At 56.7% G+C, this 18828-nt stretch carries 16 protein-coding genes; 2 read left to right on the forward strand and 14 right to left on the reverse strand.

Features of this window, described 5'->3' with window-relative positions; genetic code table 11:
- Position 1: 1 nt before the first annotated feature.
- Entirely contained in the window at positions 2–1072 is a 1071-nt protein-coding gene (locus GOV85_RS09220; RefSeq protein WP_209509356.1) for a polyprenyl synthetase family protein, read from the forward strand.
- Here GOV85_RS09220 and GOV85_RS09225 read toward each other — a convergent pair.
- The 4 genes from GOV85_RS09225 to GOV85_RS09240 form a co-directional block, all read right to left on the reverse strand.
- Entirely contained in the window at positions 1063–1533 is a 471-nt protein-coding gene (locus GOV85_RS09225) for a hypothetical protein (RefSeq protein WP_171177220.1), read from the reverse strand. The genes GOV85_RS09220 and GOV85_RS09225 overlap by 10 nt on opposite strands.
- A 66-nt stretch (positions 1534–1599) precedes the next feature.
- Positions 1600–2379, reverse strand: coding sequence for a carnitinyl-CoA dehydratase (locus tag GOV85_RS09230; protein WP_171177222.1), 780 nt, complete (start codon positions 2377–2379; stop codon positions 1600–1602).
- A 3-nt stretch (positions 2380–2382) separates the two neighbouring features.
- On the reverse strand, positions 2383–4398 hold the full coding sequence (locus GOV85_RS09235; RefSeq protein ID WP_171177224.1) for an acetate--CoA ligase family protein: 2016 nt from the start codon (positions 4396–4398) through the stop codon (positions 2383–2385).
- 2 nt (positions 4399–4400) lie between these two features.
- Positions 4401–5561, reverse strand: coding sequence for an acyl-CoA dehydrogenase family protein (locus GOV85_RS09240; protein WP_171177226.1), 1161 nt, complete (start codon positions 5559–5561; stop codon positions 4401–4403).
- Positions 5562–5641: 80 nt separating this feature from the next.
- Between GOV85_RS09240 and GOV85_RS09245 the strand changes: the two genes are divergently transcribed.
- On the forward strand, positions 5642–6580 hold the full coding sequence (locus tag GOV85_RS09245; RefSeq protein ID WP_171727710.1) for a GlxA family transcriptional regulator: 939 nt from the start codon (positions 5642–5644) through the stop codon (positions 6578–6580).
- A 160-nt stretch (positions 6581–6740) separates the two neighbouring features.
- Here the strand turns inward: GOV85_RS09245 and crcB are convergent, their stop codons facing one another.
- From crcB to GOV85_RS09295, 10 genes are all read right to left on the reverse strand, one after another.
- Positions 6741–7103 (reverse strand): fluoride efflux transporter CrcB, encoded by a 363-nt coding sequence (gene crcB, locus GOV85_RS09250; RefSeq protein ID WP_171177230.1) that lies wholly within the window; start codon positions 7101–7103, stop codon positions 6741–6743.
- Positions 7096–7467 carry a CrcB family protein gene (locus GOV85_RS09255; RefSeq protein ID WP_171177232.1) on the reverse strand — a complete coding sequence of 124 codons (372 nt, stop codon included), beginning with the start codon at positions 7465–7467 and terminating at the stop codon, positions 7096–7098. Before GOV85_RS09255 ends, crcB begins: the two co-directional genes overlap by 8 nt.
- A 106-nt stretch (positions 7468–7573) precedes the next feature.
- Positions 7574–9154 (reverse strand): FMN-binding glutamate synthase family protein, encoded by a 1581-nt coding sequence (locus GOV85_RS09260; protein WP_171177235.1) that lies wholly within the window; start codon positions 9152–9154, stop codon positions 7574–7576.
- Between the two features lie 40 nt (positions 9155–9194).
- Positions 9195–10937 (reverse strand): thiamine pyrophosphate-dependent enzyme, encoded by a 1743-nt coding sequence (locus GOV85_RS09265; protein ID WP_171177236.1) that lies wholly within the window; start codon positions 10935–10937, stop codon positions 9195–9197.
- Between the two features lie 322 nt (positions 10938–11259).
- The gene (locus GOV85_RS09270; RefSeq protein ID WP_171177238.1) at positions 11260–12315 is read right to left on the reverse strand and encodes an ABC transporter ATP-binding protein; all 1056 of its coding nucleotides are present in this window, start codon (positions 12313–12315) and stop codon (positions 11260–11262) included.
- Positions 12315–13562, reverse strand: a complete 1248-nt coding sequence (locus GOV85_RS09275) for a hypothetical protein (protein WP_348540134.1) — start codon at positions 13560–13562, stop codon at positions 12315–12317. Before GOV85_RS09275 ends, GOV85_RS09270 begins: the two co-directional genes overlap by 1 nt.
- A gap of 5 nt (positions 13563–13567) precedes the next feature.
- Complete coding sequence (locus GOV85_RS09280; protein ID WP_171177242.1) at positions 13568–14776, reverse strand: carbohydrate ABC transporter permease; 1209 nt, start codon at positions 14774–14776, stop codon at positions 13568–13570.
- Positions 14776–16008 (reverse strand): carbohydrate ABC transporter permease, encoded by a 1233-nt coding sequence (locus tag GOV85_RS09285; protein ID WP_171177243.1) that lies wholly within the window; start codon positions 16006–16008, stop codon positions 14776–14778. The genes GOV85_RS09280 and GOV85_RS09285 overlap by 1 nt, the downstream gene beginning before the upstream one ends.
- A gap of 57 nt (positions 16009–16065) precedes the next feature.
- Complete coding sequence (locus GOV85_RS09290; RefSeq protein WP_171177246.1) at positions 16066–17421, reverse strand: ABC transporter substrate-binding protein; 1356 nt, start codon at positions 17419–17421, stop codon at positions 16066–16068.
- Positions 17418–18578, reverse strand: a complete 1161-nt coding sequence (locus GOV85_RS09295; RefSeq protein WP_171177248.1) for a LacI family DNA-binding transcriptional regulator — start codon at positions 18576–18578, stop codon at positions 17418–17420. Before GOV85_RS09295 ends, GOV85_RS09290 begins: the two co-directional genes overlap by 4 nt.
- Positions 18579–18828: the final 250 nt, after the last annotated feature.

The following is an 18828-nucleotide window of genomic DNA, read 5'->3' on the forward strand; positions in this document are numbered from 1 at the left end:
TTTGAAACCCGGAACCGCGCATCTGGACCCTGCGGCACAGCAGGAGTTTCTGAAACAGCTGACCTCTTACGGGGATCGCGCGCGCGAAACTCTGTTGGGGCTTTTGCCAACGGGTGAACCCCAGGCTTACCTGTATGGTCCGATACGGGATTACATCGAAACATCAGGCAAAGGACTACGGCCCGCGCTATTGCTGGCCACATGCGAAGCCTTTGGCGGCAACACCGAGGAAGCACGAGTGTCCGCAGCTGTGCTGGAGCTTTTGCACAATGCCTTTCTGATCCACGATGATATCGAAGACCAAAGCGATTTCAGGCGTGGGCGTGCATGTATGCACCAGCGGCTTGGGATCCCTTTGGCCATAAATACAGGCGACGGGATGCAGGCGCTGGCCCTGCGGCTGTTGCGGCAAAATCTGGGGTCGCTTGGACTGGAAACCGGGATGCGTGTCGTGGACGAGTTCGACCATCTGCTACAGCAGTCCATCGAAGGTCAGGCGTTGGAGCTGGGTTGGATACGGGACAATCGGCTAAACGTGGGCGCCTCGGACTATCTGCGGATGTGTCTCAAAAAGACCTGCTGGTACAGTTTCATTCACCCCATGCGGATCGGCGCATTGATTGCACGGCCGCAGGATGTCGCCTCGGGCACACTGAATTTGGATGACTTCAACGCGTTCGGTTTCTTTCTGGGCGCGGCGTTTCAAATTCAGGATGACGTTCTCAACCTTGTTGGTTCGCAAGATAAATACGGCAAGGAAATTGGCGGCGACATCTATGAGGGCAAGCGTACGCTGATGTTGGGGCAACTTGGTCTGCACGCAGATGAGCCGGAACAGAAGCGATTGGCCGAACTGCTATCAAACCCGCGCGAAAATCGCTCAAGTCAAGATGTTGAATGGGTGCTTGAGCGTATGGATCACTATGGCAGCATCCGATTTGCGCAAGATGCGGCCAACGATCTTCTTGCTTCCGCCCGTCAGGAATTTGCGCAGGTATTTGCAGGCACCCAAGACGCCCCGCGTGCATTTCTCGCGCAGTTCATGGATTACCTCGTGACCCGTCAGGTCTGAGCACCTGCAACCTCAAACACCACAACGATCGAAGTCTGCTCGGTCCCGGTGCAGGCGATCCGACCATGATAAGCGCCCGGTTCCGTCAGGTCCGGTACAGTGACAACTACCGCTACATCTGTGGCCTCACCTGCGGCCAATCGAATCTGGGGCGGAATAACGTTGACGCGGTTCGCAGGCAGAATATCCCCATTCGGATTGGTCAGATCACCAGGTTCGAACTGCATTTCAACCGGCTCGTCACCTTCAGCCGCAGCAAAGGACAACAAGATTGTGGCCGTACCGCCGGGATGGCAGATCTTGCGACAGGTAAAAGGCCCTTTGAGGTGTTTTTGGTTGCCGCGCTCTGTCTCAAGCACGCGGCGCGCGATATCCGAAATCGGTTGCGTGTCCGGCTGCGATGCAACAGAGCTAATTACGCGCGACGGGTTTTCGTAGGGTTTACGCTCGAAATAAGGCATAACTTAATGTGCACCCGCAGCGTGGATCAGTAAATGGCAAATTCACCTACTGATCGCCGGGTTTGTTTATTTCCCTTTCCACACCGGATCACGTTTTTCGGCAAAGGCGCGGGCACCTTCCAGTTGATCTTCACTGGCATAGAGTACGTCCACAGTGCGCAGCTGACGTTTGGTGATATGGTTCATCGCATCCTGGAACTTGGAATCTTCCGCATCGCGCACGATCTCTTTGATTGCGGCGTAAACCAGGGGCGGTCCCGACGCCAACAAACGCGCCAGTTCCGACGCGCGGTCCATAAGTTGATCTGCGGTGACAATCTCATTCACCAAACCCCAGCGATTAGCTTCTTCAGCATCGAACCAGCGCCCGGTCAAAAGCAGTTCCATGGCGATGTGATAGGGAATGCGTTTTGGCAGCTTGACACTGGCTGCATCAGCCACAGTGCCTGATCGGATTTCCGGCAAAGCAAAAGTGGCGTGATCAGCGGCAAGGATCATGTCCGCTGACAGGGCCAGCTCTAGCCCGCCCCCGCACGCGATGCCGTTTACGGCTGCGATCACAGGCTTGTTCAGGTCGCGCAGCTCTTGCAGACCTCCAAACCCGCCAACGCCATAATCTCCGTCCACCGCGTCACCATCAGCAGCAGCTTTCAGATCCCAGCCGGGGCAAAAGAATTTCTCGCCCGCGCCGGTCAGAATGGCCACGCGCAGGTCCGGGTCATCGCGGAACTCGGCAAAAACCTCACCCATTCTGCGGCTGGTGGCCAGATCGATGGCATTGGCCTTGGGTCGGTCTAGCGTCACTTCAAGGATCGTTCCATCACGTCGGGTTTTGATCGGGTCCAATTCTCAGGCCTTTCTTATCAAAGCATCCACAGCAACCGCCTTTTCAGGCGTGCACAGAAGCGGGTTAATTTCGACCTCGCCAAGCGCGTCGGCATTTTGCGTGACATAGGCCTGTACGGCCTGGACTGCGGCAATGATCGCATCCATATCAGCCGCAGGTTGACCGCGATAGCCTTCTAGCAAGGGTGCTATCTTCAATGTGCCAAGGGCGCTGCGGATCTCCGCAGGAGAGCTGGGCACCAACAACGAAACCGTATCGCGCAGCAGTTCGGTCAACACGCCCCCTGCCCCCAATGTCAGCACAAATCCATGCGCTGGGTCCCGAAAGACGCCAATTAAAAGTTCGGCGACAGTGCCGGTGATCATCTCTTCTATCAGAATGATTTCCGTGCCGATTTCAGCGGCAACAGCGGCAACATCTTCCGCCTGAATGCCCAACCGAACGGCGGCGTGTTCTGATTTGTGAGCAAGCCCCACGCCTTTTACAGCAAAGGGGCCGTTCATGTCCTGAGCCGCCGCGCGGGCCTCTTCCCTACCTCTGACCGAACGGTTTTGCGGGATACGTAAACCAAACTTGGCCAGCGCCTGTTTCGACTCACCTTCGGTCAGGGTTCGGGACACCTCGGCACAGCCCGGCAGCAAAACAGGCTGTACACAAGGCGCACAGATCTGACCCGCTGCGCGTGTTGCGGCCAGCGCTTCGCGCAAGCCCATAAATGGCACCACTCCGCCAGCCATCAAGTCTTGCGCGACATCCTCCGGCAGCAGTTCTGGCAATGTAGCGACAACAGCAAAACGCGCTCCAGTGTCAGCGCGCACCTTCAAAGCCGCTCGGGTCGCGCTGGCCCAGTCAGTTGGATCGGTGGTCGGGTAGTCGACAATAGAAAACGTCAAATCGATATCCGCGCCAGTCATACCTGACCATGCCCGGGCCATCGCCTCTTCATCGCGCCAGATATAGGTGTGATAGTCCAGCGGGTTATTCAACGCGACCATCGGACCGAGCGCGTCTCGCAAGCGAACCTTTTTATCATCGCTTAACATTGGGAAAGTCAGGTCAGTGCCAACCGTCATGTCTGCAATCAGGCTTGCTTCCCCGCCGGAACAGCTGATCGAAGCGATACGGCCGCCGGGAAGCGGCCCGTAGCAATGCAGAAGTTTGAGCGTTTCGAGGAAATCCGGAAGCGCAGTCAGGCGCGGGATGCCAAGCCGGTCCAACAGCGCCTGCGCGCCTGCATCACTGCCCGCCAAAGATGCCGTATGAGAGACAGTCGCTGCCTGCGCCTGTTCCGATGCACCGACCTTGAGGGCAACAAGCGGGATGCCCTTTTCATGCCCCTTGACGGCCAGCGCCTCCCACTCGCGGATGTCCTTGAAGCCTTCGATATGCAGGCCCACGGCTGTCACGCGTGGATCATCTAGCAGGGCCGCAGCAATCTGCGCCTGGCTGGTCTGAGCCATATTTCCGCAGGCCACCATATAGGCAATCGGCAAACCGCGTTTCTGCATGGTCAGATTGATCGAGATGTTCGAACTTTGCGTCAGGATCGCCACGCCTTTGTCCACCGGCGTCGCCCCGTGCTGGTCAGGCCACAGCAGGGCTCCGTCTAGCGCGTTGATGTAGCCATAGCAGTTAGGGCCAAGAATGGGCATTTCACCGGCTGCGGCGATCAGCTGCGCCTGCAAGTCCCCGCCGCTATCATCTTCAGCGACGGCTTCGGAAAAACCCGAGGCGAAGCAGACCGCCCCGCCCGCGCCCATGCTGGAGAGGACCTGAACCGCCTCAATCGTGGCGTGGCGGTTGATGCCAATGAACACCGCATCCGGGGCTTCAGGCAGGTCTTCGATGTGGCCATAAACCTTGTGTCCCGCGATCTCGTTGGCTTTGGGATGCACTGGCCAAATCTGCCCGGCATAGCCCATACGTTCGGATTGCAGAATGACCTGCTGGCACCAGGCACCACCGCCAATGACAGCGATGGTTTTGGGGCGCAGCAGCCGAGTTAGGTCTTTGTTCATGGTCAGGCGCCCAGTGGACGCAGAAGATCACGACTGATGATATGGCGCTGAATCTCACTGGTGCCGTCCCAGATGCGTTCAACGCGCGCATCGCGCCAGAACCGTTCGATCGGGAAGTCGTCCATAAGGCCCATACCACCATAGATTTGCAGCGTCACATCCGTCACCCGCGCCAGCATTTCCGAGGCGTAAAGCTTGGCCGAGGCAATTTCACGGTTCGATGGCAGGTTCTGATCCAGCCGCCAGGCGGCGGCGAGGGTCAGCCAGTCGGCGGCGTCGATCTCGGTGATCATGTCTGCGATCTGGAAGCCGATGCCCTGAAACTTTCCGATAGGCTGGCCGAACTGCTTGCGCTCGGCCGCATAGTTCAGCGCATAGTCAAAGCAGCGCCGCGCGCGCCCAACCGAGAACGCCGCAACCGTCAGGCGGGTTGCGTAGAGCCATTCGTTCATCACGGCAAAACCACCATCGACTTCGCCCAGAACCTGCGCATCCGGCAGACGGCAATTATCGAAATACAGGATATAGTTCTTGTAGCCCTTGTGGCTTACCGAGTTGTACCCTTCGCGCACTTCAAAGCCCGGGGTGCCGCGATCCACCAGGAAAGTAGTGATGCGCTTTTTGGGGCCCTTGGGGGTCTCGTCCACGCCTGTTGCGATAAAGACGATGAAGAAATCCGCGTGTTCCGCGCCCGAGATGAAGTGTTTCGAACCGTTTACAACCCAGTCACCACCATCGCGCGCCGCCTGACATTTCATACCGCGCACATCCGACCCGGCATCCGGTTCGGTCATCGCCAAAGCATCCATCTTTTCGCCGCGCACGGCGGGCAGCAGATAGCGTTCGCGTTGCTCTTCGTTGCAGGCCATCAGGATGTTTTGAGGGCGTCCAAAGAAATGCGTCAGTGCCATCGAGCCTCGGCCAAGCTCGCGCTCAACAAGGGTGAAATCCAGATGGGATAAGCCCGCGCCACCGACCTCTTCAGGGAAGTTACAGGCATAAAAACCCAGATCGATGCATTTTTGTTTGATTTCGTTGCCCAGCTCCAGCGGGACCGTACCGCTGCGTTCGACGGCCTCTTCATGCGGGTAGATTTCGTTTTCAACAAAGCTGCGGACGGTCGAAACGATCATCTCTTGTTCTTCGGACAAACCAAACTGCATAGCGCGCATCCCTTGGATCAGTTGTTGACCCAAAGAACGTCATCCTCCAAGTATTCGGCATGCAGACTTGGTCGCATTTCATGCAGGATTCGAAATTTTTGCCACAGCACTACAATATTCTGCTTTTCAATGGGTTCTCGAACCATTGTCTTGCGAACATGGTCGAACCATTGCGGGCGGCGAACAACATGTCACGGCAAACGCTCTATGCATGGAGGTTCTGTTCGCTTGATGGGGCGCCCGTACGCAGTTCCAGCGGCCTAAGCGTAACCCCGGATTGCGCCCTCGAAGGTCAGAGCGGAGATGTTTTGGTGGTTATGCCATCTTACGGCTTTCTGAAACTCGATACCCGGTCGACTGCGCGGGCAATTCTGGCCGCATCAAAACGGCACCAGCAGATCGCAGGATTGGACACCGGAAGCTGGCTTCTGGCACGAGCCGGTTTGCTCGATGAATGCCAAGCGACCATTCATTGGGACGAGCTTTCGCGGTTCGAAGAAAGCTTCCCGGCCGTCGATACCGTGCGGGAGCGATTTGTGATTGATGGCAATCTGCTGACCTGTTCCGGGGCAATGGCGGCGTTCGATTTGGCCTCTGCCCTCATTCAGCGGGATCATGGCCCGCTTTTGTCCATGGAGGTAGCGCACCTGCTGATGGGCCGTAAGGGGCGCGACGCTTATGCTCTTCCGTTGAAATCCAAAGACACACTGGTCAATCGGGTACTGGACGTGATGCAGGCGCATATTGAAACGCCGCTTTCAATCGCTCAGGTTGCACGACGCATTGGATGTTCGCAAAGACGGATCGAGGCTCGCGTCCGGGCGGACCTGAAAACAACGCCGCAAGCATTGTACCGACGTCTACGCCTAACGCTTGCGCGTAATCTGGCGGAGGATACGGAACAGTCCATTGCGGAAATCGCCGGGCGTTGCGGGTATGATAACGCCAGTGCGATGACACGGGCATTCAAGGCGGAATTCGGCCAGACCCCGACCGCGTTTCGAAAAATGAACGCCTAATACGCGTTTCAATCTGCCTAGGCAGATCATGTTGGCGAGGCTGCCAATTTCGTCATCGCAAAAAGGCACCATTATCTAGGGCGACAGACACTGGCCTGGCATACTCGTGCTGCGTTCAGCCAAGGGCAACGAAATTTCAAGCCTCCGGTTTCGGCAAGGCTCAGAGCATCGCACGAAGGCCCAACCAGAATGCAATCCAGCATAGACCCACGCTGAGAAGGATATTTCCTGCCGCCATAAGGATGGTGCGCTCGCGGTGCAGTTGCAGAGACTGGTAGGCAAAGCTGGAAAAAGTGGTGAACCCTCCGCAAAAGCCGAACACCAGGCGGCGTTCCTCGTCCGGCAGAACCTGGGGATCGCCCAGATAACCGACCCACAACCCGAGCAGCAAACAACCTGCCACATTCACGATCAGCGTCGACAGCGGTAGTTCGTGCGTGATCACGCGGTTGAGCATGTGCCGTGCGACTGCGCCCAGACCGCCGCCAAGAGCAAATGCTGCGTGTAAATAGAGATCACTCATCCGGGTGCTCTCCGGCGTGGTACTTGCGCCCGATCGCCTCACCCAAGATAGCGGCGGCAAGGCCCAAAACAACCTCAAGGGTCAGAGCTGCGACCATATAGGTGACATCTGCTTGGTGCAGCCGGTCAAGCTCGGCCACGAACGAGGAAAAAGTCGACAACCCGCCGCAAAAGCCAACCGCGCCCAGGTGGATGACATAGGCATGAACCCTGTGCCGCACCGCATAAAGCCAGCCGATGAACAGACAGGCCGCGATGTTGATTCCGAAGGTCGCAGTCACGAAGGGCACACCGGGTATCTCAAGCGACAGCACTTCGCGCAGCAAGGACCCAAGCGCGCCGCCGACAAAGACGGCGAGGTACATGAGTGTTCTCTGCAAGCCCTTGGCCCCCCTGATCAGAATCGTATTCTTCGATCTATTTCCATACAGGCTTGGGTGGTAAAACGCCAATGATCGAGCCGTCGGTACTTCAGAACCGTTGGGCCGATGCACGCTCCCAATCGCTTGCAAATCCCGCAGGGACACTGTCTGCCAGCAACCCACCTTCCGGAAGCCGTTCATAAAGGTCCGCGTATGTAAGCTCTTTTTCGTCCGTTGAGCGGCGCAGAATGTCCGAAGGGTGCAACTCCGTGACCTTTTCATAGCCCATTGCACCCAGAATTTCGCGGAAGCTTTCCAGCGTCGCATCATGATAGCGATGCACCCTCTGACGTTTTTGAGGTACATTCACAGCCTTGGCGCGTTCCTGATCCTGAGTGGCGATGCCCGTTGGACAGCGGTTGGTGTTGCAATGCAGCGACTGGATGCAGCCCACGGCAAACAACATCGCGCGGGCTGAGTTGCACATATCAGCGCCCAAGGCGAGTTTCTCGATAACGTCATAGCCCGTCGCCACCTTGCCCGAACAAATGATGCGGACCTTGTCGCGCACGCCGATGCCACGCAAGCAATTGTCGACAAAGATCAACCCTTCGTTCAGGGGCATCCCCAGCCTGTTGGAGTATTCCACTGGTGCAGCACCGGTACCACCCTCAGCTCCATCCACGGTAATGAAATCGGGCAAAATCCCGGTATCCAGCATTGCCTTGCAGATACTCATGAACTCGGACCGTTTACCGATGCACAGCTTGAAACCCACTGGCTTGCCGTCCGACATCTCACGCAGATGTTGCACAAACTCCATCAGCCCGGTGGGGGTCTCAAAGGCCGCATGTGCAGGAGGTGAGATCACGTCTCTATGGGGTTCAACACCGCGAATTTCAGCGATTTCTTCATCAACCTTAACCGCAGGCAGCACGCCGCCATGAGCGGGTTTTGCGCCCTGGCTCAGCTTGATCTCAATGGCCTTGACCACGTCCTTTCCGGCTCTTTCGGCAAACTTGTCCTTGTCGAACCCACCTTCGGGGGTGCGACAGCCGAAATAGCCGGTACCGATCTGCCAAATGAGATCACCGCCTTCCGCCAGATGATGCGGGCTTATCCCTCCTTCACCGGTGTTGTGGGCAAAGCCACCGTCCTTGGCCCCACCATTCAAAGCCCGGATCGCGGTATGGCTCAACGCTCCGAAGCTCATCGCTGAAACGTTCAGGCGCGACGCATCGTAAGGCTGAGAGCATAGAGGACCACCCAGCGTAACACGCTTCTCGCTTTCCCCCACCTCTTTCGGCACCAACGAATGATTGGTGCGGTGATAGCCCACCTGCGTGATGTCGTACTGGGTGCCAAACGCCTGTGTATCCTGTTGACCCTTGGCACGGGCATAGACCAGACTGCGCGTAATCCGGTTGAAGGGCCGTCCGCTTTCGTTTGTTTCAACAAAATACTGGCGTATTTCTGGGCTGACGAATTCCAGCATGTAACGAAAATGGCCCAGAACCGGATAGTTATTAAGCACATTGTGTTTGGTCGTCATCAGGTCATAAGCCCCGATCGCGATATAGGGCAGCACGATCACCAACAGCCACAGCGCTGGGGTCCAGAACCAGCCAAGCAACAAGGTCAATGGTAGACCAAAAAAGGCCACCGCGTAGTATATATTGCGTACAATCATGCGTCCGATCTCCGGTTACTAGCTTGGATTGGCACCTGCACTAAAGCTGCGCCTTGAGTTCTTTGACCCAGTTGTCCCACTGCGCGTGGTCGCCCTTGGCCAGAAGGATGCCCTCTTTCAGTTTGGATATGCCAAATCCCCAGGCCATCTTTGTGTCCACATGAGGTGGCATGACCAACTCACCCGGCGTGACCATGGCGTCGATGATGAACGGCTTGGTGCTGGCTTTGGCCTGTGCCACGGCTTCTTTGATGTCAGCGGCATGTTCCACGCGCACGCCATCACCACCGCAGACCTTGGCGTATTCGGCAAAATCCGGGTTCACCAGATCCGTTGCCATAGGGTTCACAGCATAGCCCGCGACCTCCATCTCCATCTTCACGAAACCCAGTGTCTGGTTGTTGAACACAATCACCTTGATCGGCCAGTGGTAGCGCACGGCGGTCACGAAATCCTGCATGGACATACCAAAGCCGCCGTCGCCACAGAACGTCCAGACCTCACGCGAGGGATCCAGCGCAGCCGCGCCGAGCGCCGAAGGCAAGCCAGAGCCCAGAGAGGAATGGTTGAATGATCCCACCATACGCCGCCCACCCTTCATTCGGGTCTGCCGCGCCACCCAGACAGTGCATTCACCTATGTCCATCGCAAAAACCGCATCTTCTGCGGCCTGATTGGATATCTCGCGGGCGAATAACTGCGGGTGCAGCGGTTCGCTGGCACGTTCAAGGCTGGCCTCTTTGTCCTGTTGCGCCAGCCACTTGTTGCACAGTTTGACCTGATGATCAGCGAAGCTTCGGTCTTCTTTTTCGGCTATTTGAGGCAGCAGCCGGTCCAGCGTTGCACCGACATCCCCCAACAAGCCCGATGCGATAGGCGCACGGCGACCCAGATTTTCAACGCTGCGGTCGATCTGCACGATCTTGGCCGCTTCTGGCAGGAACCATTCATAGGGAAAGTCGGTGCCCAGCATCACAAGCACATCGCAATCGTGTACCGCATAATAACCACCGGGGTTGCCGATGAGACCAGTCATACCAACCACATTCGGGTCATCGTAGTCGAAGATGTCCTTGCCCTTCAACGTATGCGCAAGCGGAGCGTTGAGCTTTTGCGAAAGGGCCAAAACCTGATCTTTGGCCTCGCGGCAACCTACACCGGCAAAAAGCGCCACCTTCTTGCCTGCGTTTATGATCTGCGCAGCACGGGCAATCTCAGCTTCGGGTGGGATCAGGGTAGAGGGCTGTTTCAAAAGCGGGTGGAACTGGTGCAGGCTGGGCACCTTTTGTTCGGATACATCGATGGGCAGTTCAATCCGCACCACCTCGCGGTTGATGAGCGCACGTTGCACGGCGATCTGGGCAAGACGCGGCATCTGATCCGGCGTGTGGATCACCGCCTGATAGTCGCACACATCATCAAATGCCTTTTCCAGGTTCACTTCCTGATGATAGCCAGTGCCGCGCTCGCGATGGGCGACTTGGCCAGTGATCGCCACCACGCCCGCGCCTTCGCGTTTGGCATTGTAGAGCCCGTTAATCAGATGCAAAGCACCGGGACCAACCGTGCCGGCACAAATGCCGATACCACCGGTCAGATGCGACTGCGCATAAGCCGCGTAGGCTGCGTTTTCTTCATGCCGCAAACCCTTCCATTCAAAACGGTCGTCCCCGCGCATGGCTTCGAGAAACGGGTTGAGCGCATCGCCAACCACGCCAAAGATCTGGCAACCACCTGCATCCGACAAAATGTCCAGCAGGACCTCACACACGTTTTTCGCCATGTCTCTCTTCTCTCGTTTCGAGCAAATTCAACAAGATGTAGCCAACATCCTGTCCGCCTTTAATTCAATAGCCATCCTAAAAATCAAAGTCGCTTCACCGACTTTTCAAATCACACAAGGGTCAATTGGATGTGACGGACACAAACACAGTATGATCCTGTAGGCTTGTGGATTGCCACAGGTTCCAAGTGTTTTTGACAATAAACCAGCCGGGGCAGGCGAATGCAGTTACTAAGCTGCACATAACCTCAAACAAAACACGTTGCGGTTCAGGAGTTGAAACCGCAACGCGTGCTTGAAAAGCTATCGGCAGTGTATTGGGTTATTCCCGACCCACAGCTTGACCATCTTCATCAAAAAAATGCAGCTTGCTGGTCGGAAAATGCAAACCGATATGTGCGCCCGGTTTGAGGTCCGTGTCTCCATTCAAACGCACAGTGACGTTTTCTTCAGCACCGACATCGACGATCAGGAACGTATCAGCACCCAGGTATTCGATCACCTCGATCACACCGTCCGTCTGGCCCTCGCCCGCTGCAACCACTTCAATGTGTTCAGGACGAACACCCAATCGGTTGGCTTCGCCGGAAAACGCAAATTGGCCCCCTCTGCCGTGTGCCAGCGTATAACTGCCGCCTTGAGCGGAACAGGTCAACACGTTCATTTTCGGGCTTCCAATGAACTGCGCCACAAACAGATTGGCCGGACGTTCATAGAGCTCGCGGGGCGTACCGACCTGCGCGATCTTGCCGTATTCCAGAACCACGATCCGGTCGGCCAGCGTCATGGCTTCGACCTGATCATGGGTCACATAGATCATCGTGCGCTTGAGGCTTTGGTGCAGCTTGGCGATCTCGTATCGCATCTCAACGCGCAGCGCCGCATCAAGGTTCGAAAGCGGCTCGTCGAACAAAAAGGCCGTCGGGTCGCGCACGATGGATCGGCCGATGGCCACACGCTGGCGCTGCCCGCCTGACAAGTCTTTGGGTCGGCGTTCCAGAAACGGCCCGAGTTTCAGAACCTCAGCCGCTTTGTTGACCTGTTCTGCGATTTCAGCCTTTGGCACCCCGGCCACTTTCAGCGAGAACCCCATATTTTCAGCAACAGTCAGATGCGGATACAGCGCATAAGACTGAAACACCATCGTCAGGCCGCGTTTCGAAGGCGGATGATCGGTGACGTCATTGTCGTTTATCAGAAGCGATCCGCGCGAAATATCCTCAAGCCCGCCGATCATGCGAAGCAGAGTGGATTTTCCGCAGCCCGACGGACCGACAAAGACAATGAACTCGCCTTCTTCAATCTTGAGGTCCACACCTTTGATGACCTGGGCGGACCCAAACCATTTTTCGACGGACTTCAGTTCGATGCTGCCCATTAGCTCCTCCCTGCCCAGTGTAGCCAGACCGCGGCTGTCCAGGTGAAGGCAGTGCCGCCAGCAGCGCTGCCTGTGTTGGGGTCAAAATACTCGGCGAAGCCGTAGGTCGAAATCAGCTTTGCTGTTTTCAGGCGCAGGTCTTCTGCCTGCCGCGTGTGTCCCATATCAGCCAGACCGAACCCAATCATCATGTTCATGATCGCCCAGGTCGGACCACGCCAATAGCGGCGCGCATCAAAATTCGGCATCGACGTATCATAGCTTGGAACCGGATAAGGAACGGTGTCCAACACAGCATCCAAACGCTTCAGCATCTGTTCCGACTGGATGCCTGCGTACCAGCACATATATGAAGCGTTCGAGATGCTGCCGGCCCATTCATCTGTACGAACGTCACGGGAATCGAAACTACCCAGATCCTCATTCCACAAGGATCGCGCACCATTTTCGAGCCTCTCAACATCCGAATGCAACCCTTCGGCGTCGACGCCCAGCTGGTCGCTGATCGCCAGCAGATCCCGCGCAGCGCGCAAGGTCGTGAATGTCATTGTCGGGTCGGCGACCCGAAACGGGTTTTTCTCCAACAGAGCCTGTTGGTTCCATCCGGCCTCTCGGCCAATCTGGACCAGTTTGATGTAACGATCATAGTCAAACTTGGTAGGGCGATCGTCGCTGTTCACATGCGCGATGTCCCTGCGCTGGTATTCCCCCACGTCAGAGGCGTCCATGCGCGCCATGGATTTATCCCAGTCAGGGGCATTGTCGCGACCTGCCTCCCAAGGGTGCGTCGTACAGACAGCGTCCTTTTCATCAAGCCGCCACTTCATGATCCAACGATGCCAGGCCAAAAGCTTTGGAAAGAGGGCACGCAGGCGCTGGTCGCCCACCTTTTTGTCCTGCTCCCAAATTTTGCGAACCATCGTTGCTGCGATGGGTGGCTGAATAATACCCGACGACGGGATCGGGCCGTTGCAACCCCATACATCCGGGCCTGGAAAATACCCGTCGTCTTGCTTGTGGAACAGGATATGCGGCACCATGCCGTCCGCCCATTGGCCCGAGAAAAGCGTCTCGACCTCAGTCCAGGCGCGGTCGATGTCGAATTCGGCAAAGCCCACGGCGGCAATCGCGCTGTCCCAGTTCCACTGATAAGGATACAGCCCCTCGGTCGGGATTGTGTAACCCCCGCGATCATTGGCAATCAGGATATTGCGCGCTTCGCGGTTGTGGTTCGTATGTTGATTCATTTCTGTCATCCTTTGACGGACCCCGCAGTCAGGCCTTTGGTCATGAAACGTTCAAGCCCCAGGAACAACGCCATGATCGGCAAAGTGGCGATTACCGCGCCAGCCATGAGATGTTGTCGGGGAATTTCCGAGGAGTTCAGCATCGTGACGCCTCGGGTCAGGGTAAATTTCGACGGATCGTCCAGCAGCATGAAGGCAAGCAAGAATTCATTCCAGGCGATCATAAAGACATAGAGCGAGACCGAGGCCAGCGCAGGCAGGCTGAGCGGCAGGGTGATCTTCCAAATCACGGCCAGACGCGACAGACCATCCATCAGACCAGCCTCTTCCACTTCGGTGGGCAGACCACGGAAATAGCCTTGCAGCATGTAAAGCGCGACGGGGATCGTCGTGACCGGGTAGATCATGACAATGCCGAGGATCGAGTTCCGTAGGCCCGTAAGCGAAAACGCGATATAAATCGGCAGCGCCAGAACGATCATCGGAACCATGTAGATCAACAGGATCGACCGCGAAAACGCCTTTTGCCCTTTGAACCGGAACCGCGCCACCGCGTAGGCACCGGGGACACTGAACAGCAACGTGATGAATACTGTCAGGACCGAGACGTAGAAGGACGTCCAGAGATAAGTGCCGAAATTGAAGTCGCGGAACAGCTCGGTATAGCTGCGGAACAGTGCAGTGCCCTGGCTCAGATCAACGGAAAAATCCAGCGGGTTCTGCAATAGCGCCTGCTGAGATTTCAGGCTGGTCATCACCATCACATAGAAGGGGATGACGACAATTGCCGTGAAAAAGATGTACCCGAATCCGGTGCAAAAGCGGATCACCGCATCTTCGAATTCATGGCGTGTCAGTTCGGTGAAGGGCAGTTCCTTAAGGATCTCGGCCAATGACAGGTGCATGACAACCGCAACAGCGATGACAGTAGTTAGGCTTGCCTGCAGCGTCGTATCCGGACCAATCAGAACGGGACCCAAACCGCTTAGGCAAGACAAACCCAGCAGCACAGAGATCGCCAAACGCGCCGGAGCATGACGCGCCGGAAACGCAACATAGGTAAGACCTGCCACCGCGCCCCAGATCAGGCTCAACCCCACCTGCGGGCGAAACGCTGCGCCCGTGGCGAAGGACATGGTGACGGAAACGGTGGTTGAAATGATGACCAACCAGAGTGCGCCCAGAACCGGGCCAGTGATGAAACCTTTGCGCATCACAAACCCTCCTCACGGCTGATGAAGCGGAAGAAGACAAAGCTGAAGGCGATCAGGCACAGCAGGATGACCACGGCCACCGCCGCGCCTGCCCCGATGTTTGAGATCGCAAACGCCTGCTCATAGACATTCACAGTCAGTGTGCGGGTACCCGCATTACCACCGGTCAGCAGGAAAATGTCGTCGAACTTGTTGAACGTCCAGATAAAGCGCAGAAGGAACAGTACCGACAGGATGCCCAACAATTGCGGGATGCTCAGCAACCAGAACTTCTGGAAGGGCGACGCTCCATCCATATCAGCGGCTTCATACATGCTGCTATCAATGGATTGCATCCGCGCCAGAATGAACAGGAAAGACAGCGGGAAATAGCGCCAGATTTCGAACACCGTGACCATGATCAGTGCCAGAGGGCGTTCGCCGAAAAAGTTGATCGGCGCACTGGTCAGACCCATCTGGATCAAGAGCGCATTGGCTGAACCCGAAAACGGATCAAACAGCGTGACCCAGGTAAAGGCCACCGCAATGACAGGAGCGACATAGGGAAACAAGTAAAGGCCCCGGATGACCCCCTGCCCTTTGAAGCTCTTGTTCAGCAAAAGCGCTGCAAACAGGCCCATAACCAAGGCGCCAATGGTCCCGAACACCGTGTAAAACAACGTTACCCAAAGCACGCCCCAGAACTCAGCTCCGTCAAAGACGCGAGCATAGTTTTCGAGGCTGAATTCAAAGTTGGTCAGAACGTTCGGTCCACTACCAGTCAAACGCGGTTCTGACGCTTCGACCACGTCTTCAAAGGCATCGGGATCGCCGTCGACGGCAACAGGAATGCGGATACGCTCACGCTGGCCCCCTTCCAGAGTGCCGAAGTCACAAAACAGGTCCTGCCCGTCCAAAACGCAGGGGGCGGCAACGTCCCCCGCAACGACACCGTCGGGCAGAACGTCACTAAGGGTGACGCCGTCGATTGCGATCTCCTGACTGGAGTTGCGCAGACGGTATTCAATCCGCAGATCGTCGCCCGATCCGCGCAGGCTTTCACGCACAACCGGTGCGGGTGGGCGGAGATCGGACAGGGTAAATGGCTTGAAGCTGATCCAGAAGATTGCCAGCAAAGGCAAGATCACCACAAGCGATACGCTGATCACGGTCGGAGCCAGCAGCGTCCAGGCCAGACGCGCCTCGCGTTTGGCTAACGCCCCGGTTCCGGTCGGTGGGGTGGCCGAAGTCATGGGGTACCTCGAAGGGTTAAGTGCAGCGGCGCGCACGCCGCTGCAGATGCCACTTGATTACTGAACCTTCGCCAGTTCTTCGTTCATGGCTGCAACCGCTGCGGCTGCGTCGATCTCGTCATCAATGTACTGACGTACAACACGATTGATGGCCTGAGAGTTGATCATTTTCGACGCCAGCGCCAATTGACCCTCGGCTACGCCCCAACGCTGCGCCACGTCCAGACCACCGACGATCTCATCGATCATCGCCTGTTCATACAACTCGCCCAGAGGGGCCTTACGGTCGACACCGACAGGCAGTTCCGCCCAGGCTTCAGAGAATGCAGTCGGATTGTCTGCATTACCACGGCGCACGGGGAACTTACCCTCAGGCGCAATGGCAAGCGTCTGGGTATAGCCGTCATCCATGGCAAACCTTACGAATTCCATGGCCGCGTCGGTGTCCGCATCATTGGTGATACCGAAGTACCGCACGTCGCCCCAGGCCGCGCCATCGGGGTTCGACGGGCCCGACAATTTGGTCACGATACCGGTCTTGCTGGCCAGATCGCGCGATGTCGGGTCGTCGTTGATGGTCGGAGGGGCGCTGTCCCGCAGACCGGCCAGTTCATCAAGAATGAAAGGCGACCAGATGATCATCGCGGCTTTACCGTCGAAATACAGCTCACGCGATTGCTTCCAGAAAAGTTCACCCGGAGGCGAGGCTTTGGAAATGGCCTTGTAGAAATCCAAAACCTCGGTGGTCTTGGCCTCATCAAGCGGCTGGAAGCCATCGGGGCCAACCGGGCTGACGCCGTTTGCCAGGAATACATGCTCCAGCACCTGGCTCATGAAGTTCTCGTCAACTTTTGTGGCCGAGACAAAGCCATACATTTCTGGCGGGTTGTGCAGCGCCTCAAGTGCGGCCTGAATATCTGCAAAACTGTCGGGCGCTTCCAGACCGGCCTCTTCAAAAAGGTCCTTCCGGTACACAACCATTTGCGTCCAGCCATCCACCGGAACCGAGGCGGTTTCACCATTGAACGCAGCCATGCCCAAAGCACCCGGAGCGAAAGTATCAGCGCCCAGTTCTTCGATCACTTCGGTCGCAGCTTCGGTGTCCAGAATGCCAGCTTCGGCCCACGGCAGGGCGTACTGCAACGGGTGGTAGACCACATCTGGCAAGTCACCTGCGGCAAAAGCTGCTGTCGCGCGGGTGCCCAAATCTGTTTCTGTGACAGGGATCACCTCAACGGTCGTGCCGGTCTGCGCCTTGAACTGGTCGGCCATTTCCTGTTGTTTCGCCAGACGCTCGGGCTGCTCTTCGGTCGTCCAGAAACGGATCGTGTCCGCCTGTACCGACATTGCCGTCAGCGCCATTGCCAACGAAGAGCCGAGCATCAGCTTGGCTGCTTTTGGTGTAAGTTTCATGGTCGGTTTCCTCCCCGATTGTCTTCCATGGATCGTTTGATTTTTTTCGCCAACTCGTTCGAGGTCAGCAGCGGCGGTCCGTCAGAGTCGCGTTCAATCAGCACCGCCTGACTGAGTTCGCGCAAAGTTGCGGGTTCTTCTCCTCGGGTCTGACGTATCAGCATCGTAGCAAGGCGTTCACCTGCCCGTTTAGAGTCGACGCTGAACGTCGTTAGCCCGGGGCTGGCGTATTGGCATTCCGGGACCCCGTCATATCCAAGAACCGAGACATCGCGCCCGATCTCAAGGCCAAATTCTGCGCAGACAGAGTAGCTTCCCAGTGCCGCTTGGTCTGTCGCAAATACAATCGCGGTCGGCGGGACAGGAAGACGCAATAAAGCGCGCGCTTCAGCGGCCCCTTCTTCGCGGGTGCGGGCCCCTTCGCGTATCAATTCGGGATCAACTGGCAATCCTGCGTCCCTAAGCCCGTCGACATAGCCATCCCGACGCAGGTGGCTGTAGTTGAACTTTGGATCACTGCCGACAAACCCGATACGGCTGTGACCAAAACGGGCCAGACGTTCGACCGCGTCGCTCATGGCTGTTTCGCCGGAAATATCAAACCACGACGTATCGTCCTGAAACCCGACCTGACCATAGCCAGTCCGCCCATAAAGGATGAACGGCACCTGCAAGTCCTTCAGGTATCCAACGCGCGCATCATCGACTTCGGCTCGCGGCAGTATAAATCCGTCGGCCTTACGTTCTTCAACCAAACGGCCCAGCATGTTCAGCATGTCCTGTTTCGACTTCGCGGTCGAAATTGTCATCGTCCAGTCAGACGCACTGGCAGCTTCACAAGCCCCTGCCAGAAAGTCTTGGAAAAACGGATTGTGCCGATCCGGTTCTTCACTGTTGATGACCATTGCAATGGCACGCACGCGCCCCGTTCGGATGGCCTGAGCGTGGCTGAGCGGGCGATACCCCATCTTGCGCGCCGTCACCTCAACCCGCTTTCGCGTTGATTCTGAGATGTCGGAATACCCATTCAATGCCCGCGACACCGTGCTTTTCGAAAGGCCGAGTTGATCGGCCAGTTCATCAAGCTTCACCCGTCCAGTCGCCGAGGCGCGCCGGGATCGGATTTGTCGCTGTCGCGTGTTGAGATTCGCTGTCATTCCATCATTTTGCGTTTCCGAAACCGGTTTCGGCAATGGAAAAGTCCAATTTTTGTGCGTATTGTAAATTTCTGGTTTCACAAGCCGGGATACTTATGCTTCGGCATCAAATCTGAGGTCACCGCACTGATTGTCAGACAGTGACACTGATCACCTCTATGCACCGAGCCGCAACTACACGGCAGAAACACCTTATTGAAATTCGGTATTGCCCTAAGCGATGCCGCAAACGAGAGTTGACCGTGTACAA

Source organism: Ruegeria sp. HKCCA4633 (assembly GCF_013034605.1).
Lineage (GTDB): Bacteria > Pseudomonadota > Alphaproteobacteria > Rhodobacterales > Rhodobacteraceae > Ruegeria.